The following is a 24,633-nucleotide window of genomic DNA, read 5'->3' as shown; positions in this document are numbered from 1 at the left end:
CGTGATCCTGACGTCAGGACCCGCTGTTAGGTCGGCGCGTTGGCCGGTTGGAACACGCCGGTGCTGTCCGCCTCCTCCTCGGCGCGGATGACGTGCACCACGGCGTTGATCAGCGCCAGGTGAGTGAATGCCTGCGGGAAGTTGCCGAGGTGGCGGCCCGTGCGGGGCTCGATCTCCTCGGCATACAGGTGCAGCGGGCTGGCGAATGACAGCAGCCGCTCGCACAGGTGCTTGGCCCGGCTGAACTCGCCGATCTCGACCAGCGCCGACACCAGCCAGAACGAGCAGATGGTGAAGGTGCCCTCCTCGCCGGACAGCCCGTCGTCGGTCTCCTCGACGCGGTAGCGCAGCACCAGGCCGTCCTCGGTGAGCTCGTCGGCGATGGCCAGCACCGTCGCCCGCACTCGGGGGTCGTCGGACGGCAGGAACCGCACCAGCGGTGCCAGCAGCAGCGAGGCGTCCAGTGCGGGGTCGCCGTAGCGCTGGGTCAGTACGCCGCGCGAATCGACACCGTGGGCCAGGATGTCGGCCTTGATCTCCTCGGCGATCGCCCGCCACTGCTGCGCGTAGCTCTTCTCGCCCTGCAGCTCGGCCAGTTTGGAGCCGCGGTCCAGCGCCACCCAGCACATGATCTTGCTCGAGGTGAAGTGCTGCGGCTCGCCGCGGACCTCCCAGATGCCACGGTCTGGTTCGCGCCAGTGCTTGACGGCCTCCTCGACCTGCTCCTTGAGCACCGGCCACAACATCTCCGGAATCTGCTCACGGGACTTGGCGTGCAGATACACCGAGTCGAGCATGGTGCCCCAGATGTCGTGCTGCATCTGGTCGAACGCACCGTTGCCGATGCGGACGGGCCGCGAATTGTCATAGCCCGAGAGGTGGTTCAGCTCCTCCTCGACCAGCGTGCGTTCGCCGCCGACGCCATACATCACCTGAAGTGGGTGGCGTTGCCCGTTGTTGGCACCGGACACATCGGCGATGAACGCGAAGAAGTCATCGGCCTCACGATCCAGGCCCAGCGTGTACAGACCCCACAGTGCGAACGTGGAGTCCCGAATCCAGGAGTAGCGATAATCCCAGTTGCGTTCGCCCTGAGGGGTTTCCGGTAGCGACGTGGTGCAGGCTGCCAGCAGTGCGCCGGTGGGGGAGTACGTGAGGCCCTTGAGCGTGAGCGCGCTGCGCTGCAGATAGGAGCGCCACGGATGGTCGGGGAAGTCGCCGATGTTGATCCACTGCCGCCACGACTCGCTGGTCTTCCACATCTTGTCGGCGGCCTCTTCGTAGGTCTGAGGGGCCGGGTGCTTGGACCAGCTCAACGCCACGAACACGTTGTCGCCCTCGTTGAGCCGCGTCCGCGCCCGCGCCTCGTGACCCTCCAGGCCGATCCGCAGATTCGTGGTGAGCCGCAGGGTGGGGTGGGCCTCGGGATTCTTGCTGGCCCTCGCGATGGCCTCGCCGTAGGCGGCCGCCGAGTACTCCCAGGTGGCAGGCTCGCGGTGGTAGTCAAAGGACGGCTCGCAGCTCATCACCAGTTCGACCACACCGCTCACACAGCGCACCGTGCGCAGCAGGATGTGTTCGGCGTCCCAGTCCATCGGCGTGCGGCGGTGGGTGCGCGAGCGAGTGTCCAGGTCATGCCAGGGCCCCATCACCAGTGCGTCGCGGACGATGACCCAACCCGTGTGGGTCTGCCACGTCGTCTCCAGGATCAGGCTGCCCGGCAGGTAGCGACGCGCAGACGGAACCGTCACCCCGTAGGGGCCCAACCGGAAGTGGCCCGCGCCGCGGTCCAGGATCGCCCCGAACACGCTCGGTGAGTCCGGCCGCGGAACACACATCCACTCCACCGACCCGGCCGAGGAGACCAGACAGCTGTTCTCACAATCGGACAGGAACGCGTAGTCGGCGATCGGCGGGAACGGGTTGCGCAGCGGCCCCCCGCCGGGCGCGTACGGCACCGGCGCGGTCACAGTGAAGGGCGCCTCGGCCACGGCATCCGTGTCGGTGTCGTCGGCGGACTCGGTGTGCTCCATGACCATGGGCACATCATCGACCGCCAACCCGCCCGCCGTCTACTTGTGAGCCGGCCGCGACTCAGCGGCGGGCGTAGGCCGGTGCATGCTCCGGCAGCGGGCCGATGGCCACGCCGTACGCAGCCACAGCCCCCAACGCGGGGAATCTGTTGACCAGGCGCACCGCCCGCGGTGCGGTCCGCAGGCCGGTGTCGGTGCCGAGTCCCACCGCGATGGCGCGGTCCTGCACCGTGCGCTGAACCCGCTGAATGATGGCCGCGGGCAGCCACCGTCTCGCCTGCACTCCGGCCAGGTGTCTGGTGGTGACAGACCGCCGGCGAAGCGGATCGGCGAGGATCCGGCCTGCGGCCACCGCGTCGGCGACGGCCAGGTTGATGCCCACCCCGCCGATCGGCGACATGGCATGCGCCGCGTCGCCGATGAAGAGCAGCCCGTCGGTGTACCAGCGGCGCAGCCGGTCGAGTTGCACGTCGAGGAGTTTCACATCGTCGAAGGACTCCAGCGCGTCGATGCGGTCGGCGAGCCAGGGCACCAGTTCGCAGACCTGACGCCGCAGTGACTCGATGCCCTCGGCACGCATCGCCGCGTCGGCGCCCTTGCGGATCAGGTAGGCGATCTGGAAGTAGTCGCCGCGGTCGATCAGCGCGCAGCCGTGTCCGGACCGAAAGATGCCGTTGAGGCCGTGCGGGTCGCCGGCATGACGGGGCAGACGGAACCACCACACGTCCATCGGGGCGCCGAAACTGCGGGTCGCGAGCCCGGCGGCCGCGCGCAGGGTCGAGGACCGCCCGTCGCAGCCGACGGTCAAATCGGCCCGCATCTGCGCCTCCGCGCCGTCGGCGCCTCGGTAGCGCACCCCTGTGACGCGGCCCCCTGACCGCACCGGACCGAGAACCTCGGTGCTGCGCATCAGGCGGAAGGTTGGCTCGTCCTGCGCCGCGCTGGCCAGCAGCTCCAGGAAGTCCCACTGGGGGACCAGTGCGATGTGCTTGTGGGGGCCGGGCAACCGGGTCAGGTCCACCTTGACCGTGGTGTCCTGGACGGTCGCGTTGACACTGTCGATCATCCGGTGCGGGAGGGCGGCGAACTCGTCGCCGAGACCCAACTCGTCCAACAGGCGCAGCGTGCTGGCATGCACGGTGTCACCGCGGAAGTCGCGCAGGAAGTCGGCGTGCTTCTCCATCACCGTGACGTCCACCCCGGCCCGGGCGAGCAGTAGACCCAGCATCATCCCCGCCGGACCACCGCCCGCGACCAGGCACGTCGTCACATCGAGAGGAGCCTTGCCGGGGTCCGCCATGGCGTTGATCGTATGGTGGTCGTGATGAGCGGCATTCTGAATTGGTGGGACGGCGTGGAACTGTGGCTGTCGGGCCTCGGATTCGTCGCGCAGACCGCGGTGGTGATGCCCGTGGTCCTGCTTCTCGCCTACGGGATCGCGGTGGTGCTCGACGGGGCGCTCGGCAATGGCATCCGTTTGTTGCGACGCGCCGGGCACACCGGCGAGGAAGAGGGGTGACCGGCATGCCCCGTTCGCGCGTCACGCTGATCCTGATCCTGTTGGTGGTCCTGGTCATCGTCATGTGGCTGTTCACCCGCTGATCGGATCGTCGGGCTCGCTCGTCTCATGTTCGGCGAACACCTCTGTTATTCTTCGCGCCATGCACGCAGCGTCCCGCAGCGCCGAGAGCCACATCGTGGCTCTCGTTGGCGTGGGCTCTCCCGTTGTTGCAGCCGTTCTCTGTTGTCGCTGACCCCAGCCCGTTCGCGGTTTGGCGTCAGTCGTGTGGCCAGGGTGCCCGGGAGCTGATCGATCACCTTTCCGTTGTGACGGGGTAATACTTTCCCTCACCTCTCGAAAGGTCCCCATGTCCCACATCAAGAAGTCGCTCAACAGCAGGAAGTCCTGGCTATCGGCCGGTGCCATCGCGCTCACCGCCACGCTGCTCACTGCTTGCGGCGGCGGAGCCAGCGACGTCGCGGGTGGTGACGGAGCGAGCAAGGCCGACACGACATTGACCCTGGTGGCCTACGCGGTCCCGGAACCCGGTTGGAGCAAGATCATCCCGGCGTTCGCCGCCACCCCGGAGGGCAAGGGCGTTGCGGTGACGACCTCCTACGGCGCGTCGGGTGACCAGTCCCGCGGCGTCGTCGACGGCAAGCCCGCCGATATCGTCAATTTCTCGGTCGATCCCGACATCACCCGACTGGTCAAGGCCGACAAGGTGGCAAAGGACTGGAACGCGGATGCCACCAAGGGCATCCCGTTCGGATCCGTCGTGTCGTTCATGGTCCGTAAGGGCAACCCCAAGGGCATCAAGGACTGGGACGACCTGCTCAAGCCGGGCGTCGAGGTGATCACACCCAGCCCCCTGAGTTCGGGTTCGGCGAAATGGAACCTGCTGGCGCCCTACGCCGTCAAGAGCAACGGTGGCCAAAACCCGCAGGCCGGCCTGGACTTCGTGAACAAGCTCGTCACCGAGCACGTCAAGCTGCGACCGGGCTCCGGCCGTGAGGCCACCGATGTGTTCCTGCAGGGCAGTGGTGACGTCCTCCTCGCCTACGAGAACGAGGCCATCAACTCCCAGCGCCAGGGCCGCGACTTCGACTACCTCAACCCTCCGCAGACGTTCAAGATCGAGAACCCAGTCGCGGTCGTCACCAGCAGCGCACACGTCGAGAAGGCCAACGCGCTGAAGAACTTCCTCTACACCGACGAGGGGCAGAAGCTGTGGGCAGAGGCCGGGTTCCGGCCGGTGAACCCTGCCGTGGCCGAGCAGTTCGCCGCGCAGTTCCCGGCCCCGGAGAAGCTGTGGACAATCGCCGACCTGGGTGGCTGGACTGAGGTCGATCCCGCACTGTTCGACAAGGACAACGGCACGATCACGAAGATCTACAAGCAGGCGACTGGATGACCACAGCCGTCGACCCGAATCCCGAGGCGGTCCGCCCCGAGGTCACCGGAAGCGGTGCCTCGGGCGGATCTCCCCGGAGGCGGCGGGCATTCGGCGCGGCACACGGAACCACGGGACTGCGTGTGGGTGCCGCGACCCTGTGGCTGTCGGTGATCGTGCTGCTTCCGCTGGCGGCGATCCTCTGGCAGTCGGCGGGCGGCGGTTGGAGTGCGTTCTGGAGTGCGGTGTCATCGCCCGCGGCACTGCAGTCGTTTCGTGTCACGCTGACGATCTCGATCGGTGTCACGGTGATCAATGTCGTGTTCGGTCTGATCGTTGCGTGGGTGCTGACACGCGATGACTTCCCGGGCAAGCGACTGGTTGACGCGGTCATCGACCTGCCGTTCGCGCTGCCGACGATTGTCGCCAGCCTGGTGATGCTGGCCCTGTACGGACCGAACAGTCCAGTGGGACTTCACTTTCAACACACTCAGTGGGGCGTGGGGATCGCGCTCCTGTTCGTCACGCTGCCGTTCGTGGTGCGCTCGGTGCAACCCGTACTGCTCGAACTCGACCACGAGGTGGAGGAAGCCGCGGCGTCGCTGGGCGCCAACAACGTGACGATCTTCACCAAGATCATCCTTCCGGCGCTACTGCCCTCGCTACTGTCCGGTGCGGGCCTGGCGTTCTCGCGCGCGATCGGCGAGTTCGGCTCCGTTGTGCTCATCGGTGGTGCCGTTCCCGGCGAGACCGAGGTCTCCTCGCAGTGGATCCGGACCCTGATCGAGAACGACGACCGCACCGGCGCCGCAGCCATCTCGATCGTGCTGCTGGCGATCTCGTTCGTAGTGCTGTTCGTCCTTCGGGCGGTCGGATCCCGGGCCGCCAAGCGCGAGGAGCTGGCGCAATGAACCTGTCGCCACTGGTTCGCAACCTGCTGCGCTACACCGCACTCGGCTACATCCTGATCCTCGTCATCGTGCCGGTCGGGTTGATCCTGTGGCGCACCCTGGAACCGGGCGTCGGTGAGTTCATCGCGTCCATCACCACCCCAGCCGCCATCTCGGCGCTGCAGTTGTCCCTGCTGGTAGTGGCGATTGTCGTCCCGCTCAACGTGATATTCGGCATTCCGACCGCACTCGTACTGGCCCGCAACAGGTTTCGCGGCAAGAGTGCGCTGCAGGCCGTCATCGACCTGCCGTTCGCGGTGTCACCCGTTGTCGTCGGCGTCGCGCTGATCCTGCTGTGGGGTTCTGCCGGCGTGCTGGGGTTTGTGGAGAACGACCTCGGTTTCAAGATCATCTTCGGCCTGCCCGGCATCGTGCTCGCGTCGATCTTCGTCACCGTGCCCTTCGTCATCCGGGAGGTCGAGCCCGTGCTGCACGAGCTCGGCACCGACCAGGAGGAGGCGGCATCGACACTGGGCGCGTCATGGTGGCAGACCTTCTGGAAGATCACGCTGCCGTCCATTCGATGGGGTCTGACGTACGGCATCGTGCTGACCATCGCACGCACGCTCGGGGAGTTCGGCGCGGTGATCATGGTGTCGTCGAACCTGCCCGGCACCTCGCAGACGCTCACCCTGCTGGTCGCCGACCGCTACAACCGCGGCCAGGAGTACGGCGCATACGCCATCTCAACGCTGCTCATGGGTGTCGCCGTCTTCGTGCTCGTCGCACAGGTGATTCTCGACGCCCGCCGCGCCCGCGCGGCAAAATAGGCCTTCGATCGACAAGGACCCGATGACATGACACTCGATGAGCGCTCGCGGGGCGAGCAGCAGAAGAACGCGATCACCGTGCGCGGCGCCAACAAGCGCTACGGCGATTTCGTGGCCCTGGACAACATCGACTTCGACGTGCCGGAGGGATCGCTGACCGCACTTCTGGGTCCCAGCGGTTCGGGCAAGTCGACGCTCCTGCGCGCCATCGCGGGGCTCGATCAGCCTGATAGCGGCGTCATCACCATCAAGGGCGAGGACGTCACCAATGTGCCGCCCCAGCGACGCGGCATCGGCTTCGTGTTCCAGCACTACGCGGCGTTCAAACACCTGACGGTTCGCGATAACGTCGCCTTCGGGCTCAAGATCCGCAAGAAGCCGAAGGCCGAGATCAAGGACCGGGTCGACAACCTCCTCGAGATCGTCGGGCTCTCGGGTTTTCAGACCAGGTACCCCAATCAGCTGTCCGGCGGTCAGCGGCAGCGGATGGCCCTGGCCCGCGCGCTCGCCGTCGACCCGCAGGTGCTCCTGCTCGACGAGCCCTTCGGTGCGCTCGACGCCAAGGTGCGCGAGGACCTGCGCGCGTGGCTGCGTCGGTTGCACGACGAGGTGCACGTGACGACGGTGCTCGTCACGCACGATCAGGCCGAGGCCCTCGATGTGGCCGACCGTATCGCGGTTCTCAACAAGGGACGCATCGAGCAGGTGGGCTCTCCCACCGAGGTGTACGACAGCCCGCAGAGCGCCTTCGTGATGTCCTTCCTCGGCGCGGTGTCATCACTCAACGGCACCCTGGTGCGGCCCCACGACATTCGCGTCGGCCGCAATCCGGATATGGCGATCGCGCAGGCCGAGGGCAGCATCGCGGCCACGGGTGTGATCCGATCCGTCATCGACCGAATCGTGGTCCTGGGCTTCGAGGTTCGTGTCGAGCTGACGAACTCCGCCGACCACACGCCGTTCACCGCCCAGATCACCCGTGGCGACGCCGAGGCCTTGGGACTCAAGGAGGGCGACACCGTGTACGTGCGCGCCACCCGGGTACCGCCGATTCCCGGCGGCGCCGCCACGGCTTCGGTGGACCACGAGGTCGAGACGCTGACCAAAGCCTGATTCGGGGGCCTGATTTGCGTCAGCGCGGCGGGTCCCCGCGCCACATGAAACTGTTGACGTACTTGCTCATGTCCAGCGCGAGAAAGAAGTTGGCGCCGGACGGGTGCCCGGAACCGAAGTCCGGAGTGAATTCGTGATACGGCCCTGCGCCTTCGGCGATCAGCGCTAGGTCGTGCTTCACAGCGACCATGATCAGGACCCGCAGCCGGGCGGAACCGCCGGACGCATTGGGCTTGTACACATCCACGACGGCGCCGTATCCCGGTTGATAGCCGACCTGCGCGTTCGGTATCTCGTAGGCGATGGTCGAGTCCGGGAAGTGCTCGTCGATCAGGTCATTGGCGATCTGACGCGGCTTCCGGCCCAGTGCGGGCTGACCGAACAGGTGCAGCGTCCCGCCGTCTCCGGCCTGCAGGTCCAAGACCACGCCATCGGGCTCGAGGGTGGCCTCGTACGCCGTCGTGGGCCCAGGGTAGGAGACCGAGAACGCGCCATCTGCGGATGTGAACCGGGGATTGGTCGCGACGGGTTGGCCGATGGGAGGCCGTCCGCAGTCGGGGGGACACGCGTAGTCCGCCGGGGCGGGCGTGACCAGAAGTGACAGGCCGATCGTCGCCGCCACCACGACAGCCGCTGCGGTGCCCTGCATCAGCAGCAGGCGCCCCAGTGACGTATGGCGCGGTGGTGGGGCTAGATACGATCCGCCCGGGACCGACTGTCCCGGCCACTGTGGCGTCGGGGCGGCAGTCGTTGGCGCGCTCATGGGCCGGCCTGTGGCTGGTCGATCGACACCGGGCGGTCGGTCCGTCGTGCCCGCCGAGACGATCGCGATGCCGCGTTCGCCGCGATCCCGCAGTTGACGCAGAAGGCCCGATCAGGCACCACGTGGTCGCACTGCGGGCACAGCACCGGCTGGGTGGGGTTGGTGTCAGCGGAGGTCTCACCGAGCAGGGCGGAGTGCAGAACCGCCCGCAGCGCGACGAGGGAGAGCACCGCGATCGCGGCGTAGAGACCCACAATCAGGCCGTACGAGATCCAGGCGAAGTCGATCGCGTTCTGCGCGACGTACGCGAGCAGGGCGATGGTGATGGCAGGCACGGGAGAGGTCAGCGAGTGCCAGTGCCGCACGACCTCGGGATCTGCTCGCGGCCTGAACCAGAGCGCTGCACCCACCATGCCGCCGATGGCCGCCGCCGTCAGGGGTGCGGCCACACCTCGGATCGCGGCCAGCGAGATCAGCGCGTCCCGTGGATAATCCTTGGCCACAAGCCCGTTCGCGAACTCCGGCGCACCGTACGTGAGGACGCCCGCGGCGATGAAGCAGAGGGCCCCGAGCGCACCGATGGAGAACCCGTCCAGCGACTCCCGTGCTCCGGTGTGCCACAACCGCACGACGGCCACCGGAAGGAGCATGAGGAGGACACCGGCGATGGGCAGAACCACCAGGTTGATCAGCGCCTGCACCGGCGTCATCGGTGTGCCGAGCACGTCGTCGTAGGTCCGAGCCCAGACGGCGTTGGTGACGACCGCCCAGCCGATGCCCAACCCGATGCCGAGGGCTGCGCTGACCACGAGGGAGCGGACGGACACGCCATCGAATGCGTCGGTCTCCCACAGATAGACACCGAACAAGAGCGGCAACCCGAGCGCGCTGATCCCGATCAGCGCTGGCTCCAGCTGCAGCGCGGCGAAGACGGTCAGGAGGACGACCAGCAGGATAAGGCCCACCCGGAAAGCCGTTCGAGAACGGCGTGGCAGCTGCGGAAAGACCGAGGTTGTGATCGAAGGGCGCACCATGTGCTCGTCCGGTGCCGCGGCGTAGGCCCGGATCCGCAACCACACGGGTCCATCACCAGGCTGAGGGGACAGTGCGGTGCCGCACTCACCGCAGAACGCGCCGGCGGGAACGCTTCGCCCGCACGCACGACAGGGCATGGTGGGCAACGACTCCCACTCATCGGGCGGCAGCTCAGCGGTCATCGCGGCGCCGCCCCGCGTTGGATGTCGAGGAAGTCGTGCACCAGCCCCTCGACATTGGGGCTGCCGAGTCCGGTGACCAGGTCGTAGCCGGGAGCCGCGACATCGACCGCACTCGCGCCGAGGCTGACGTCACGGAAGCCGGGACGATTCGCGCCAGCCGCCACCCGGTAGAGCAACGGATTGATGTCGCCGAGTGCTCGTCCGCCGTTGGCAAGGAGGTACTGATTCATGATTGCGGTCAGCCCAGCCCAGATGGGCGCGGCCTGAGACGTGCCCGCACCGACGAAGTCTTGCTGGTCGTACCGGATCCGCATACCGGTGAACGGATCGGCCACCGCGGCGACGTCGGGCGTCAATCGACTCTCGAAGTCGGGGTCGCGCTTGGAGAACACATGCTCCTGCCAGATCGGGCGGGGGAACAGCTTCGACACACCCCCGCTGGAGCCCTGGGACAGGGGCGAGTCGAACCAGGCTTGCTCCGACTGCCATTCGCCCCTGTCGTCGGTCGACAGTGTGGTCCCGCCAACCGAGGTCATGCCGGGCAACGATGCGACGGCGTCAAGTCCGACGTCATCCGGGCCAGGCGGGGATGACCAGTTCGGGCCCCCCTTGCATTCGAGCCCAGCGGTGTCCCCGCTTGCGTCGAAGGCCGTCGTCCCATGCGCGTGCGCGCGCTGCAGTGCGGACTGCACGGGTCGCAGGTCGGTGGCAGTGATCAGTGCGTCGCAACCCCAGCCGATCGACAAACTCCATATGGCGCCGGGGAACTGGCGGTCGACCGAGTCGAACATCTCGGCGATGCGCTCGTAGGTGCGGCCGCCCTCGAGAGTGGGCCGCGCGTTGACGACGACCTTCTGCGCGTCGGGTGCGATGGCGTGCACCACCTCAAGATCCATCACGGTCTCAGCGCCGTTGGTGTCGTCTGGCATTCCGCCGACCACGATGGGCTTCAGCAGCGGCAACCCGGATCCGGTGGCGAACTCGTCGAGATCGGTCTGGTCGAAACCGTGAAACGCATAGATCGCAATGGTCTGACCCTTGCCGGTGAACCCCTCCGCCGCAAGACGATTCGCGTTGTAGGCCGTCAGCACGTGGTTCGGCGACAGGCCGTGGTTCGGGACGTCGAGCGGAAGCATCCATGGACGTGCCTCGCGGTGCGGGGTGAAGCCGAGGATGCGCCCGAGGTCGCTCACGGTGCCACGTATCGCCTGCGGCACCGCCGCTTGTTTGGCCGAGGCGTAGAACACCTGACCTTGCATGCCTCGGTAGTCGTGCACCGGGACGTCGAAGGCGTTGGCGAGCTGAGCTGGGCGACCCCCGACGATGGCCCAGTCCTCGCCGTCGTCCCAGCGCACGTCGAGGCCCTCGGCCTCGGCCCACCGCATCAACGCCAGAGGGCGCGCCGAATCACGAATGGCGACAGTCAGCTGCGCGCTGTCGAGGGTGGAGGGACCCAGATCGGTGGAACTTGCGAGCAGCCGCGCATAGGGGCCACCGATCGTCGTGGCATCCGGTGTCACCGGATCAGCGTTCTTACCCGCAACGAGCACGGTCGCGGCGGCAAGCGACACCGTCAACCAGCATCCGAGCAGCTGGCGAAAGAGCCTGCGCCTACCCATCAATGATCGCCGACCTGTGCCGAACGCACCTCCCGCAGAGTGGCGAATTCAGTGCCATCTGCAGGAGGTGCGGTTGGCTGTCAGCCGCGGTGGCTTCCGTCCGAGCGGTGGTTGCCGGGAGCCTGCGTCGCAGCAGGCGGCGCCACAACCGTGGGCGAGAAGCTGTTCCCGCCGCCGGGAGTGATGTTCTTCTCCGTCGGAGAAGGTGCAACCGAGGACGTGGTCGTCGTGGTCGTGGTCGACGGGCTCGGCTCTTCGCTGGTACCGCAGCCAGCGGTCAGCGCACCCATCGCGATGATCGCGCCCCCGCCGGCGACCAACGCCAGTCGACGGGCAAAACGACCTGATTTCATGCTGTTGTCCAATCTCATCCCCGAATTGGAACCAACGACTGCTCTGCGAGTCGTTGGCGTACAACGGTAACGTCAATATTGTGGCACACCAGAGCAAACTTTTGTGGCAAAGCTCAGACGGCGAATTCGCGAATCTGACGGGCTCGAGCCGCAGGTCGGACCTCGTAGCCGTTAATCCAGGCGGGTAAGCCGCCGAGGCCAAGGGTTCGTGGCAGGCGCGTCAGGCCGCGACGTAGGCGGACTGCGTTTCGTCGAACCGATCCAGCAATGCCGCGGCGACAAGATTGTGGGAGCCCAGCGGCGCGGTCATCGACGCACCCACGGTAGCCACCGACTTCGCGACGCGATCGGTGATGAGGCCGTGGGCGAGAAACCAGGGGGCGACGACAATGCGGCGCGCACCCCGGCGCCGCAGGCGGTCGGCGGCCTCGGTCAGATCGGAGTGCGGTCCCGTCGCGAAGGCCACCTCGACCCCAGCCCAGCTCGTACCCGACCCAAGCGCAGGCCCGACGGTGCCGGTGCGGGCGTTCGCGGCGTCACTCGAGGAACCGACCGCCACGACGATCACCCCGAGATCACGATCACCAGGGGACACGCCGTGTTCGGCGAGACGCTGCCCGAGCACGGCGAGCAGTGCCGGATCCTCGCCGAGGACGTCGGCCTGGCGTACCGCCGCGCCGGACGCCTCGATCATGGCCGGGATGTCGACCCGCGCGTGATACGCGCTGGCCAGCAGCATCGGCACTACCACAGCGGAGTGGTCGCGTTCCGCGATGTCGGCGAGCACGTCGGTCAGGTTGGGCTCGGAGTGATCGAGGAACGCCGCGCGGACGTCCAGCCACGGGCGCAGGCGCCTGATCCGACCGGCCAGCGCGTGCGTCACGGTGGCCGATCGGGGATCAGCGCTGCCGTGGGCCGCGAGGATCAAGACACTCACGAGGCGTGTAGACCGCATTCCGTCTTGGCCTGCCCGGCCCACCGGCCGCTGCGCGGGTCGGCACCCTCTTCGGGCTTGGCGGTGCAGGGGGCGCAACCGATCGACGGGTAGCCCTCGTAGACAAGGGGATTGACCAACACGTCGTTATCGTCGATGTAGGCCTGCATATCCTCGTCCGACCACGGCGCGATCGGGTTGATCTTCACCAAGCCGAACGCATGGTCGAAGCTGATCAACGGCGCGTTGGCGCGCGTCGGTGCCTCAACGCGGCGAATGCCTGTCACCCACGCCGTGTAACCCGACAGGGCCTTGCCCAGCGGCTCGACCTTGCGCATCCGGCAGCACGACGCGGCGTCGCGGGCGAAGAGATCCTTGCCGTGCAACTCGTCCTGCTGCGCAACGCTGTTCTCGGCGGTCACGTTGACGACGTTGATGTCGTACACCGCCTCGACGGCGTCCCGTGTGCCGATCGTCTCGACGAAGTGGTAGCCGGTGTCCAGGAACAGGACATCGACACCCGGGCGCACCTTGGCGGCCAGGTCGACCAGAACCGCGTCCTGCATGTTGGACGCCACGACGTACTGCCCGCCGAAGTGCTCGTCGGTCCAGCGCAGCAGCTCCTCGGCGGACGCGTCCACCAGTTCTGCCGCGCCGCGCTCGGCGAGTTCGATCAGGTCTTCTTCAGATCGCAAGTCAGTCATCGATTACCTCAATCTGCTCTTCGCGCAAGCGGCTCATCGAAGGTCCGCTTCGTCAGCACGCACTGCCCACGTAGCGAAACGCTCGCCATCCTCGCGTTGTTTCATGAAGTTGCGAACGACTCGCTCGATGTAGTCGGCGACCTCGGTGCCCGGCACCTTGTGCTGGCGCAGTTTGCGCCCGAAACCGCTGTCCAGGCCAAGGCTGCCGCCGAGGTGGACCTGGAAACCCTCGACCGGGCCGTCACCGTCGTCGACCATCTGGCCCTTGAAGCCGATATCGGCGACCTGAATGCGGGCGCACGAGTTCGGGCAGCCGTTGATGTTGATGGTCACCGGGACGTCGAGTTCGGCGTTGAGGTCCTCGAGTCGCTGCTCCAGCTCGGGAACCAGCGTCTGGCTGCGCTTGCGGGTCTCGGCGAAGGACAACTTGCAGAACTCGATGCCGGTGCAGGCCATCAGGTTGCGCCGCCAGTGCGACGGCTGCGACGGCAGGCCGAGGGCGTCGAGGCCGGTGCGCAGTTCCTCGACCTTGTCATCGGGCACGTCGAGGATGATGAGCTTCTGATACGGGGTGAACCGGATCCGGTCGGAGCCAACCGATTCGGCGAGATCGGCGACCTTGCTCAGGATCGTGCCCGAGACCCGGCCCGCGATGGGAGCCACGCCGACGGCGTTGAGCCCATTCTTGATCTTCTGCACGCCGACGTGGTCGATGGGACGCGTCACCGGGTCGGGTGCGGGGCCGTCGATCATGGGGCGCTTCAGGTACTCGGTCTCGAGAACCTCCCTGAACTTCTCGACACCCCAGTCCTTGATCAGGAACTTCAGCCGGGCCTTGGCGCGCAGCCTGCGGTAGCCGTAGTCGCGGAACGCGCTGACCACGGCCTCCCACACATCGGGCACCTCGTCGATCGGCACCCACGCGCCGAGGCGCTGACCCAGCATCGGGTTGGTGGACAGGCCGCCGCCGACCCACAGGTCGAAGCCGGGCCCGTGCTCCGGGTGCACAACGCCGATGAATGCGACGTCGTTGATCTCGTGCACCACGTCCTGCAGGCCCGAGATCGCGGTCTTGAACTTGCGGGGGAGATTGGAGTACTCGGGCTTGCCGATGTAGCGCTTGACGATCTCGTTGACCGCCGGGGTGCCGTCGATGACCTCGTCGAGCGACTCGCCGGCCAGCGGCGAGCCCAACACGACGCGCGGGCAGTCGCCGCAGGCCTCGGTGGTCTGCAGGCCGACCGCATCGAGCCGGTTCCAGATCTCGGGCATGTCCTCGACGCGGATCCAGTGGTACTGGACGTTCTGACGGTCGGAGATGTCGGCGGTGTCGCGGGCGAACTCAGTCGAGATCCCGCCGAGGGTGCGCAGCGCGGCCGCGGTCAGCGCACCGCCGTCGCTGCGGACCCGCAGCATGAAGTACTCGTCCTCGAGCATGTCGGTGTTGTCGTCACCGGTCCAGGTGCCGTCGTAGCCGGGCTTGCGCTGTGTGTAGAGACCCCACCAGCGGAAACGGCCACGCAGGTCGCCCTTGTCGATGGACTCGAAGCCGCCGGGGGCGTAGATCTTCTCGATGCGTTCCCGCACGTTGAGCGGGTTGTCGTCCTTCTTGGCCTGCTCGTTGGCGTTGAGCGGCTCGCGGTGGCCAAGCGCCCACTGGCCTTCGACCTTGGGGGCTTTGGCGGGCTTGGCCGCGGCGGATGTATCTGCGGGTTTGGATGCTGCTGTGGTCATGGGGTGGGCCCCTTCTTGCGAGGAGCCGGCGTTTCAGATCACGAGCGTCCACCGGGGGCTGTTCCGGCGGCGCAGATCCGGCGGCCAGCTGGAAGTACAGGTGGGCAGGTCTACGACGTCAAAGCAGACAGATACAGGTGCAAACGCGCTTGAAGTCAACGTGCCGCCGCGCCACGAGCGATACGCGGCGTGGACTCAGGGCGGCAGACACGGTGCCCATTCTGCCACGACCGGCCTCATGCGCCCTAACTGGGCCAGCTTTGCGATCACGGTGAGTGCAACCGGTTCTGCAACACTGACATGGTGAGTTCCCGTCCGTTCGGCATGTACGTCCACGTGCCGTTCTGTGCTACCCGGTGCGGGTACTGCGACTTCAACACCTACACACCGTCGGAGCTGGGCGGCGCTAACCCCGACGGTTGGCTGGCCGCTCTGCGTATCGAGCTGGAGCTGGCCGCCCGGCGCCTCGGTGATCGCCGGTCGCTGCGGACGGTGTTCGTCGGTGGCGGTACCCCGTCGATGCTCGGCGGCAAGGGCCTGGCCGCGGTGCTGGCAGCGGTCCTTGAGCACTTCGATCTCGAACCCGGCGCTGAGGTCACCACCGAGTCCAACCCGGAGTCCACGTCACCGGCGTTCTTCGCCGAGTTGCGCGCCGCGGGGTTCACCAGGATCTCGCTGGGTATGCAGTCGACGGCGCCGCACGTGCTCGCCGCGCTGGATCGGGTGCACTCGCCGGGCCGCGCGCCAGCAGCGGCCATCGAGGCCCGTGCGGCGGGGTTCGAGCACGTCAACCTCGATCTCATCTACGGCACACCTGGCGAGACCGACGACGATCTGCGGGCCTCGATCGACGCAGCCATCGGGGCCGGGGTGGACCACGTGTCCGCCTACTCGCTGATCGTTGAGGACGGCACAGCCCTCGCCCGCCGGGTCCGGCGCGGTGAGATCGCGGCACCCGACGACGACGTGCTGGCCGGCCGCTACGAACTGCTCGACGCGCGACTGTCCGACGCCGGTTTGCACTGGTATGAGGTGTCGAACTGGAGTCGGCCGGGAGGGGAGTGCCAGCACAACCTCGGCTACTGGCAGGGCGGCGAATGGTGGGGTGCGGGTCCCGGTGCGCACGGCTACGTCGACGGCACGCGGTGGTGGAATGTCAAGCACCCCAACGCCTATGCGAGCGAACTCGCCGCTGGCAGGCTGCCCGTCGCCGACTCCGAGGTGCTCGATGACACCGATATGCACGTCGAGGCCGTGATGCTGCAGGCCAGGCTGCGTGACGGCCTCGCGGTGGATCTCCTCGACGCCGACGAACTGGCCCGAGCCGAAACGCTGCGTGGTGACGGCCTTCTCCTGCGCCGCGACGATGCCCTGGTCCTGAGTGACCGAGGGCGACTGCTCGCCGACGCCGTCGTGCGCGACCTGCTCGCCTGACAGGTGGGTTCGCCGGGGCCGGTGGCGGCCCGGCGTGTGAGTGAGCTAACACCGTGTCGGCCCGCGTGCTGGGGGCAAGCGCTGGTGTGACAACCCGGCAACGGTGAAACCCCACGTCATGGGCGCCGACAGGCAAACTCCCCCTTCTTCGCGCTCCCCGCGCGGGTGGGGACCAACCGGCAGGGTCGGTATGCCAGTATTGTCCGCATGTCGCCAGCGCACTTAGGCAAGGCTATCCAGACTTTCGTGTCCTCGGAAACCTGCTGACATGGCGCCAGAAACCTCAGCCCCGGAAACGTCGGCCCCGGAAACGCTGGTGCCGGAACCCATCGCCGTCATCGGTCTCGGCTGCCGCGTCGCGGGCAACATCGCCACCCCGGCTGACTTCTGGACATTCCTGCTTGAGGGCCGCAGCGACGTGCGGGAGGTCCCCGAGGAACGGTGGGAGCCGTACCTTCGTCGCGACCCGCGCAACGCCGCGGTGCTGCGTGAGACCACGCGCTGGGGCACCTTCCTTGACGATCTGCCCGGTTTCGACGCCGAGTTCTTCGGGGTGTCGCCGCGCGAGGCGGAGCTGATGGACCCGCAGCAGCGCCTCGCGCTTGAGGTGAGTTGGGAAGCGCTCGAGAACGCGGGCGTGTCACCGAAGGCGTTGGCGGGCAGCGACACTGCCGTGCTGATGGGCGTCAACTCCGATGACTACGGCAAGTTGATCATGGAGGATCTGCCCGGTATCGAGGCGTGGACCGGGATCGGCACCTCGTTGTGCGGCATCGCCAACCGCGTGTCACACCTGCTCGACCTGCGTGGCCCCAGCGTCGCGCTCGATGCCGCGTGCGCCGCGTCGCTGGTCGCCGTGCACCAGGCCTGCCAGATGCTTCGCGCGGGCGAGACGTCGCTGGCGCTCGCAGGCGGTGTCAGCGCGCTGATCGGTCCGGGCCTGGTCCGCGTGCTGGACGAGGCCGGCGCCACCGCGTCCGACGGCCGGTGCAAGACCTTCGACGCGGCCGCCGACGGCTATGGCCGGGGTGAGGGCGTGGGCGTTGTGGTGCTCAAGCGACTCTCCGACGCCCAGCGCGACGGCGACCACGTGCTGGCGGTCGTGCGCGGGGGAGCGATCGCGCAGGACGGCCGCACGGTCGGCATCATGTCGCCCAACGGCGATGCCCAGGCAGACATGTTCCGACGGGCCTGCACCATGTCGGCTATCGATCCGGTCAGCGTCGGCTATATCGAGGCGCACGGAACCGGCACGCCCACAGGCGATCCCACCGAGGTGGGTGCGCTGGCCGCGGTGTACGGCGCCGGACGCCCGGCCGATCAGCCGTGCCGCATCGGCTCCGTCAAGCCCAACGTCGGCCACCTCGAGGGTGGCGCGGGCGTCATCGGGCTCATCAAGACCGTGCTCACCCTGCATCACGAGGCGATTCCGCCGACCGCCGGACTGAAAGCGCTGACTCCCGCGGTGGACTGGGCGAACAGCGGCCTGCGTGTTCCGATCGAGGTCGAGCCGTGGGTGCGCGGTGCGGTGCCGCGGCGGGCGGCGGTGTGCAGTTATGGATACGGCGGCACCATCGCGCACGTGCTGCTGGAGGAGGCTCCCGTCGCTGCGCAGCGCGGGCCTGCCGTGCAGCCCGTGCCCGTTGTCATCCCCCTGTCAGGGCGCTCGGAGGCGAGGCTGGTCCGTCAGGCCGAGGCGCTGGCCGACCACCTCAGGGCCGCCGACGTGCCCGCCGAGCAGGTCGCGGCGACGATGTGGGCGAGACGGACCCACGAGCCCGTCCGCGCCGCCGTCGTGGCCCGGCATCCACACCAGCTGATCGCGGGACTGGACGCGCTGGCTCGCGGCGAGTCCACCACCAATCTCGTCACCGGCACCGTGCCATCCGGCCGGGCCCGCGATGCGGTCTGGGTCTTCTCCGGTCACGGCTCGCACTGGGTCGGCATGGGCCGCGAGCTCATCGAGTCCGAACCGGCGTTCGCCCGTGTCATTGACGAGGTGGACGAGGTATTCGGTGTCGAGCTCGGCTTCTCGGCTCGCCAGGCATTGACCTCCGGCGAGCTGGGCGGCACCGACCGGGTCCAGGCGCTGACATTCGCGATGCAGGTCGGGCTCGCCGCCGTGCTGCGAGACCGCGGCGTCACACCGGGCGCGGTGATAGGCCACTCCGTGGGCGAGGTCGCCGCCTGCGTGGTGTCCGGCGTCTTCGACCTACGCCAGGGCGCCGCGGTGGCGTGCTATCGGGCCCGCGGATTCCGCTCGGTCATGGGTGCTGGCTCGATGGCACTGGTCCGCATGCCGTTCGCGGAGGCGGAGCGCCGACTGGCCGGTCGCACCGATGTCGTCGCGGCCATCAGCGCCTCGACGGAGTCGACCGTCATCTCGGGACTGACCGACGCCGTCGAGGCAGTGTGCGAGTCGTGGGCCGCTGAGGGCGTCGTGGTGCGGCGGGTCAACACCGACGTGGCGTTCCACAGCCCCGCGATGGATGCGCTCACCGGCGATCTCGCGCGGCTGGTCGGCGGGCTCGCACCGTCACGGCCCGCGCGCATCCCGCTGTACTCGACGGCACTGGCCGATCCGCGCTCCACCGCGCCGCGCGATCCCGACTATTGGGTGACCAACCTGCGGGGGCGCGTGCGCTTCGCCGAGGCCGTCACCGCCGCCGCCGAGGACGGGCACCGGCTCTTCCTCGAGGTGTCCGCGCATCCGGTTGTGTCGCACTCGATCGTGGAGACACTGTTGGGCCTCGGCATCGACGAGCACGGGGCCGTGCCAGTGCTTCGCCGTGACACCCCGGAGGTTCGGGCCGTCGCGACGTCGGTCGCATGGCTGTACTGCCACGGCGCCACCGTTGAGCACGGTGTTACCGCCGAGGACCCCTGGGCCGGCGATCTGCCCGGCACGCAGTGGCAGCACCGCCGCTTCTGGCGCACCCCGACCCCGCCGCCCGGCGGTCGCGGCGTCCACGACACCGACAGTCACACCCTGCTCGGCGGACGGACCGAGGTCACGGGCGCCGTGTCGACCCGGATGTGGCAGACGAGGCTGGACCTCGACACCCGCCCGTACCCGGGCGACCATCCCGTGCAGGGCACCGAGATCGTCCCCGCCGCAGTGCTTCTCAACACCTTCCTCACCGCGGCACGCGGCGGCGAACTCGGTGCTGGCCGTGAGTGCACCGGTATCGGGCTGGCCGACGTCCAGTTGCGAACCCCTGTCCCGCCGGGACGCGCCCGCGATCTCCAGGTGGTGTTGCAGGACCGGGAGCTGACGCTCGCCTCGCGGCTTGTCGAACTCGACGACTCGCATGACGGTGGGTGGTTGACGCACAGCCGCGCCGTGGTGGCCGTGCAGGACGATATCGACGAACTCCTGGACACCCAGGTGGATCTCGAGTCCGCGAGACAGCGCTGCACCGAGCAGCTGCCGCCGCGCCACGTCATCGACACGCTCGCGACCCTCGGCGTCGCGGCGATGGGCTTCGGCTGGGATGTGCGGGATCTGCGTCGCGGTGCCGACGAGTTGCTTGGTGTCGTTGCGGCGGAGGCCGACGGATCGGCCCCGAGCACGTGGGCGTCGCTCATTGACGCCGCGACATCGGCCGCGTCGACGACGTTCGACGGACCGCCGCGGCTTCGGATGCCCGCCCGCATCGAGCGAGTGCACGTGCACGGTGCGCCGCCCGCCGTCGCGACGCTGCACGTCAGGCGCCGACCCGGCACCATGACCACCGATGTGTCCATCGCCGACGAGTCGGGCTCGGTACTGGTGTCGATATCGGGGATGGCGTTCGAGGAACTCGACAATCCGGGCCGGGAGCGTTCGTTGAACGACGCGGCCGGAATGCTTCACCACGTGGACTGGCAGCCCGTTGCCTGGCGTGCGGACGACCGTCCCAGCGGCGTCGTACTCGTCGGCGGCGACGCCCACGGGCTGGACGGCGCGGTACGCGACCTGGCGGCCGCGGGCGTGCCCTACCGTGCGGTGGAGGATCCCGCCGAGATCGCGTCGATCACCGAATTGAACGTTCTCTCAGAGGAACTCGGTCCCACCGCGGTGGTGCTGGTACTTCCACGGCAGGACGATGCGCCCGAGGCGTCTGTCGATCTGGTCATGCGCACATTGGCCCTGGTGCAGGAGTCGGGGTTGAACGCCCGGTTGTGGGTCCTCACCACCGGCGTGTACGAGGGTGCCAACCTCGCTCACGCACCGCTGTGGGGCCTGGCCCGGGTGGCCGCCGCGGAACAGCCTCAACACTGGGGCGGTGTCATCGACGTGGCTGACGGACGTCTGCCGCTCGGCGCGATCGCACTGCACGGTTACGGTGTTGTCGTGATCCGGGACGGTGCCGCCCTGGTGGCGCGCCTGGCTCCGGCCGGACCCGGAACGGCGTCCCCGATGGAGTGCTCCCCGGCGGGCACCTACCTCATCACCGGCGGTACCGGCGTGCTCGGCCTGCGCATGGCGCAGCGCCTCGCCGACCTCGGCGCCCGACGCCTGGTGCTCCTGTCGCGATCGGGGCTACCGGATCGGGCGTCCTGGAGCGAGGGTCAGTCCGACGCGGTCCGCGCGGTCTGCGCGCTGGAGGATCGCGGTGTCACCGTGACGGCCGCCGCCGTCGACATCGGTGCGCCCGGTTCCGCCGACGCGCTGCGCGCGGTGCTGGCAGACCTGCCGCCGGTGCGTGGTGTCATCCACGCGGCTGGTGTGGAAGCCGGTGCGCTGCTGTCGAATACGACGCCGGATGACTTCGCCGCGGCAATGCACCCGAAGGTGCGCGGCACGCTGGCACTGCACGAGGTCTTCCCGCCGGAGCAACTCGACTGGATGGTGTTGTTCTCGTCGTGCGGCTACCTCGCCGGATTCCCGGGCCAGGGCGCCTACGCGTGCGCGAACTCGTTCCTCGACGTGATGGCGCGGCACCGGCGCAGCCTGGGTGACCGGACCACCGCGGTGGCGTGGACGGCGTGGCGCGGCCTCGGTATGGGTTCGGCGTCGGAGTTCGTCGCCGCCCAACTCGAGGCGCTCGGCATGGGCACCGTGGGAGCCGATGACGCGATGCGTGCGCTGGACCTCGCGATGCGTGATGACGATCCGAACGTCGTGGTGCTGCCGTTGCTGCCGGCCGCCGCCGCGGTGCCGATCCTGGCCGATGTGGCGCCCAGCGACGATGAGCCCGTCGATGAGGGCTCCGCACCGTCACACATGGCATCGGGTGAGGTGGATCCGGAGTGGCTGGCCGGCCAGGTGCTGGCTGCGGTGGCCGCCCAGCTCGGGCTGTCCGAGGCCGATGTCGATCCGGACCTGCCGCTGGTGGAACTCGGTGTCGACTCGATCATGACGGTGCGGCTGCGGCGTCAGTTGGAGAAGCAGACGGGCCTCACGCTGCCCCCGACGCTGTTGTGGGAGCACCCCACCGCGGCCGCGGTCGCCGAGAAGATCACCGAGATGCTGGATTCGGCCGCCAGCGTCACCCTCTAGCCGCACTAGCCGCGATTTCGGCGCGCTTTGGAGCGGTGAGCGCTCCTTAGCGCGCCGAAAATCGTTGGTCCCGAGGACGATGTCCGTGAGACCGTAGCTTTGTGGCAGACAACTTCATCGCCGATATCGCCGACCGCCTGGTCCGGCTGCCCGGCGTGGAGGCGGTTGCCCTCGGCGGGTCCCGAGCGCAGGGCACCCATCGGCCCGACAGCGACTGGGACCTCGGCCTGTACTACCGCGGCCACTTCGATCCGGACGACCTGCGAGCCGTCGGCTGGACGGGTGAGGTGTTCGACGTCGGCGCCTGGGGCGGCGGGATTTTCAACGGCGGCGCGTGGCTTCAGGTCGACGGCCAGTCCGTCGATGTGATCTACCGCGACCTCGACGTCGTCGAGCACGAAATGGGCGAGGCGCAGGCCGGCCGGTTCCATGTCGAGCCTCTGCTGTTTCACCTCGCGGGCATCCCGTCGTACCTCGTGGTCGCCGAACTCGCCATCAATCGCGTGCTGCGCGGCGAACTCCCCGATCCGTTGCAGAAGCCGGCCTATCCCGACGCACTGCGGAAGCATGCGCCTGGCGTCTGGTGGGCGGACGCTGAGTTGGTGTTCGGGCATGCCCGCAACGCGTGCGCTCCGCAGGGACGTGTGGCGCAGTCCACCGGATTGCTGATCCAGGCAGCGATGAAGAGCGCACATTCAGTGCTCGCGGTGCGGGGCGAGTGGATCACCAACGAGAAGACCCTGCTGGCGCGCGCGGGCCTCGGCGCGATCGACGATGTGGTTGCGGGCCTGGACGCCGAGCCCGCGGCACTGCGCGCCGCCGTGGAACGGGCCCACGGCCTGTGCGAGGCGGCGCGGCGCGGCTGAACCCCGCGATTTCGGCGCGTTTCGGAGCGCTCACCGCTCCTTATCGCGCCGAAATCGCGGCCACGAGACTCTTCTTGTCGACCTTGCCGACGGCGGTCATCGGCAGCGACGGCATCGGTACCAGCATGTCGGGCCGTGCGTGCGCCGAGGCGCCGCGCTCGTCGAGGAAGGCGTTGAGTTCGGCCAGCGATATCTGAGGCCCCCTGAAGACGACTGCGGCGCAGATCTTCTCGCCGAGGTAGTCGTCGGGAAGTGCGACTGCGGCAGCCGCGTAGATCGCGGGGTGCGTGTGCAGGTGATCCTCGAGGTCGGTGGCCGACACCGTCTCACCGCCGCGGTGGATGACGTCCTTGATCCGGCCGACGACCTCGATGTTGCCGGCCAGCGGGCCGTCGGCGAAGATGCGTACCCGGTCACCCGAGCGGTAGAAGCCGTCGGGGGAGAAGGAGCGGGCGTTCGCCTCGTCGGCACGGTAGTACCCGTTGAGGGTGTAGGGCCCGCGGACCAGCAGTTCGCCCTCCTCGCCGGGTGCCACCTCGACACCTGACTCATCGACCACGCGCAGCTCGTCGTGCGGGGACATCGGCCGGCCCTGAGTGTTGGCCACCACCTCGACGGGGTCGCCGGGCCGGGTGAACTGCAGCATGCCCTCGGCCATGCCGAAGATCTGCTGCAGTCCCGTGGTCAGGCCGTCATATATGTAGCGGGCCTCATCGGGGGAGAGTCGCGACCCGCCCACCTGGACCAGCCGCAGTGTGGTCGGCAGCACGGGCTCCCAGTCGCACGCCTGTGTCCACAGCTTGGCCAGGGCGTTGACCATGCCGGTGATGGTGACGCCGTGCTTGTCGATCAGGGCGAACGCCGACTCGGGGCTGGGATCGGCGGTGAACACCGAGGACGCTCCGACGGTCATGGCTCCGAGCAGGCCGGGGCAGGCGAAGGGGAAGTTGTGCCCGGCAGGCAACACCACCAGATAGACGTCGTCATGGACCATCTCGCAGGCCTGCGCACTGGCCACCGCGTTGTAGACGTAGTCGTCGTGGGTGCGGGGGATCAGCTTGGGTAGGCCCGTCGTGCCGCCCGATACCAGCAGCACCGCGGGCTCGCTGGTGTCGACGGTGAAGACAGGAGGGCTCGGATCCTCGAAATCTGCGAGTGCGGACCAGGATTCGAAGGAGCCGGGCTCACCGTGCACCAACACGTGGCGCAGATCGGGGTGTGCGTCCCGGAGCTGACCGGCCATCTCGCGGTAGTCGAAGCCGCCCACCACGTCGGGAATCACCAGGCCGACGGCGCCGCTCACCTCGGCGAAGTGGCCCAACTCCGCCGAACGGTGGCCCGGCAGGCACAAGACCGGGACCACGCCGGCCCGCAGCAGCGCGAACGCCGCCACCGCGAACTCCCGGGTGTTGGGCAGCTGCAGGAGCACGCGGTCGCCCGGTGCGATGCCACGGGCGGCCAGCGCGGCGGCCATTCGATCGGCCACCGCGTCGAGTTCGGCAAACGTGTGGCTACCAGTCGCATCGATCACAGCGGGCTTGTCCGGCCACTGGGTCGCCGCGTCGCGCAGGATGCTCTCCAGGGCCCGTCCCCGCCAGTAGCCGGCGCTTCGGTATTCCTCGGCGCGGTGGTCGGGAAACGGCACGAAACCCCGGCCGAGGTCACGTTGCCCACGTTGAGATCCGGTGCTCATCGGTGAAGTCCAGCCCCTCTGGGTAGATGTGTTCCCAAGATCCTATATAGGGTAGCCTGCTCAAAGTTAGG

At 68.2% G+C, this 24,633-nt stretch carries 18 protein-coding genes; 8 read left to right on the top strand and 10 right to left on the bottom strand.

Features of this window, described 5'->3' with window-relative positions; translation table 11 throughout:
* Positions 1-26: 26 nt before the first annotated feature.
* Positions 27-2,033, bottom strand: a complete 2,007-nt coding sequence (locus ABIA65_RS29170) for a glycoside hydrolase family 15 protein (RefSeq protein WP_371747097.1) — start codon at positions 2,031-2,033, stop codon at positions 27-29.
* A 61-nt stretch (positions 2,034-2,094) separates the two neighbouring features.
* Positions 2,095-3,333: an FAD-dependent oxidoreductase gene (locus ABIA65_RS29165; protein WP_354525736.1), complete on the bottom strand. Its 1,239-nt coding sequence runs from the start codon at positions 3,331-3,333 to the stop codon at positions 2,095-2,097.
* 24 nt (positions 3,334-3,357) lie between these two features.
* Here ABIA65_RS29165 and ABIA65_RS29160 point away from each other — a divergent pair, with 24 nt between their 5' ends.
* From ABIA65_RS29160 to ABIA65_RS29140, 5 genes are all read left to right on the top strand, one after another.
* Positions 3,358-3,552 carry a hypothetical protein gene (locus ABIA65_RS29160; RefSeq protein WP_241404449.1) on the top strand — a complete coding sequence of 65 codons (195 nt, stop codon included), beginning with the start codon at positions 3,358-3,360 and terminating at the stop codon, positions 3,550-3,552.
* A gap of 349 nt (positions 3,553-3,901) precedes the next feature.
* Positions 3,902-4,948, top strand: a complete 1,047-nt coding sequence (locus ABIA65_RS29155) for a sulfate ABC transporter substrate-binding protein (RefSeq protein WP_241404453.1) — start codon at positions 3,902-3,904, stop codon at positions 4,946-4,948.
* Positions 4,945-5,838: a sulfate ABC transporter permease subunit CysT gene (cysT, locus tag ABIA65_RS29150; RefSeq protein ID WP_241404454.1), complete on the top strand. Its 894-nt coding sequence runs from the start codon at positions 4,945-4,947 to the stop codon at positions 5,836-5,838. The genes ABIA65_RS29155 and cysT overlap by 4 nt, the downstream gene beginning before the upstream one ends.
* The gene (cysW, locus tag ABIA65_RS29145; RefSeq protein WP_241404456.1) at positions 5,835-6,647 is read left to right on the top strand and encodes a sulfate ABC transporter permease subunit CysW; all 813 of its coding nucleotides are present in this window, start codon (positions 5,835-5,837) and stop codon (positions 6,645-6,647) included. The genes cysT and cysW overlap by 4 nt, the downstream gene beginning before the upstream one ends.
* A gap of 27 nt (positions 6,648-6,674) precedes the next feature.
* The gene (locus ABIA65_RS29140) at positions 6,675-7,760 is read left to right on the top strand and encodes a sulfate/molybdate ABC transporter ATP-binding protein (protein WP_354525735.1); all 1,086 of its coding nucleotides are present in this window, start codon (positions 6,675-6,677) and stop codon (positions 7,758-7,760) included.
* Positions 7,761-7,779: 19 nt separating this feature from the next.
* On the opposite strand, the gene ABIA65_RS29135 is transcribed toward ABIA65_RS29140, so the two are convergent.
* The 7 genes from ABIA65_RS29135 to ABIA65_RS29105 all read right to left on the bottom strand — a co-directional run bounded on the left by ABIA65_RS29135 (position 7,780) and on the right by ABIA65_RS29105 (position 15,084).
* The gene (locus ABIA65_RS29135) at positions 7,780-8,523 is read right to left on the bottom strand and encodes a hypothetical protein (RefSeq protein ID WP_354525734.1); all 744 of its coding nucleotides are present in this window, start codon (positions 8,521-8,523) and stop codon (positions 7,780-7,782) included.
* Entirely contained in the window at positions 8,520-9,740 is a 1,221-nt protein-coding gene (locus ABIA65_RS29130) for a zinc ribbon domain-containing protein (protein ID WP_241404463.1), read from the bottom strand. The genes ABIA65_RS29135 and ABIA65_RS29130 overlap by 4 nt, the downstream gene beginning before the upstream one ends.
* Positions 9,737-11,359 carry a S53 family peptidase gene (locus tag ABIA65_RS29125; protein ID WP_354525733.1) on the bottom strand — a complete coding sequence of 541 codons (1,623 nt, stop codon included), beginning with the start codon at positions 11,357-11,359 and terminating at the stop codon, positions 9,737-9,739. Before ABIA65_RS29125 ends, ABIA65_RS29130 begins: the two co-directional genes overlap by 4 nt.
* Positions 11,360-11,439: 80 nt before the next feature.
* Positions 11,440-11,712, bottom strand: coding sequence for a hypothetical protein (locus ABIA65_RS29120; protein WP_354525732.1), 273 nt, complete (start codon positions 11,710-11,712; stop codon positions 11,440-11,442).
* Positions 11,713-11,932: 220 nt separating this feature from the next.
* A complete protein-coding gene (locus tag ABIA65_RS29115; RefSeq protein ID WP_354525731.1) occupies positions 11,933-12,649 on the bottom strand; it encodes a sirohydrochlorin chelatase in 717 nt (238 codons plus the stop codon).
* Complete coding sequence (locus tag ABIA65_RS29110; protein ID WP_241404475.1) at positions 12,646-13,350, bottom strand: phosphoadenylyl-sulfate reductase; 705 nt, start codon at positions 13,348-13,350, stop codon at positions 12,646-12,648. Before ABIA65_RS29110 ends, ABIA65_RS29115 begins: the two co-directional genes overlap by 4 nt.
* 33 nt (positions 13,351-13,383) lie before the next feature.
* Positions 13,384-15,084, bottom strand: coding sequence for a nitrite/sulfite reductase (locus tag ABIA65_RS29105; protein ID WP_241404476.1), 1,701 nt, complete (start codon positions 15,082-15,084; stop codon positions 13,384-13,386).
* Positions 15,085-15,408: 324 nt separating this feature from the next.
* On the opposite strand from ABIA65_RS29105, the gene hemW reads away from it, so the two are divergent.
* From hemW to ABIA65_RS29090, 3 genes are all read left to right on the top strand, one after another.
* Positions 15,409-16,518: a radical SAM family heme chaperone HemW gene (hemW, locus tag ABIA65_RS29100; RefSeq protein ID WP_371747098.1), complete on the top strand. Its 1,110-nt coding sequence runs from the start codon at positions 15,409-15,411 to the stop codon at positions 16,516-16,518.
* Between the two features lie 268 nt (positions 16,519-16,786).
* A complete protein-coding gene (locus ABIA65_RS29095; RefSeq protein ID WP_354525730.1) occupies positions 16,787-22,003 on the top strand; it encodes a type I polyketide synthase in 5,217 nt (1,738 codons plus the stop codon).
* Between the two features lie 101 nt (positions 22,004-22,104).
* Positions 22,105-22,869, top strand: coding sequence for a nucleotidyltransferase domain-containing protein (locus ABIA65_RS29090; protein WP_354525729.1), 765 nt, complete (start codon positions 22,105-22,107; stop codon positions 22,867-22,869).
* Positions 22,870-22,909: 40 nt separating this feature from the next.
* Here ABIA65_RS29090 and ABIA65_RS29085 read toward each other — a convergent pair whose 3' ends face one another.
* Positions 22,910-24,562, bottom strand: coding sequence for a (2,3-dihydroxybenzoyl)adenylate synthase (locus tag ABIA65_RS29085; RefSeq protein ID WP_354525728.1), 1,653 nt, complete (start codon positions 24,560-24,562; stop codon positions 22,910-22,912).
* Positions 24,563-24,633 lie beyond the last annotated feature (71 nt).

It is taken from the genome of Mycolicibacterium sp. 624 (assembly GCF_040548615.1).
In the GTDB taxonomy this organism is placed as follows: domain Bacteria; phylum Actinomycetota; class Actinomycetes; order Mycobacteriales; family Mycobacteriaceae; genus Mycobacterium.
The sequence above is the reverse complement of the archived record's forward strand: the minus strand, read 5'-3'. Positions and strand labels throughout refer to the sequence as shown.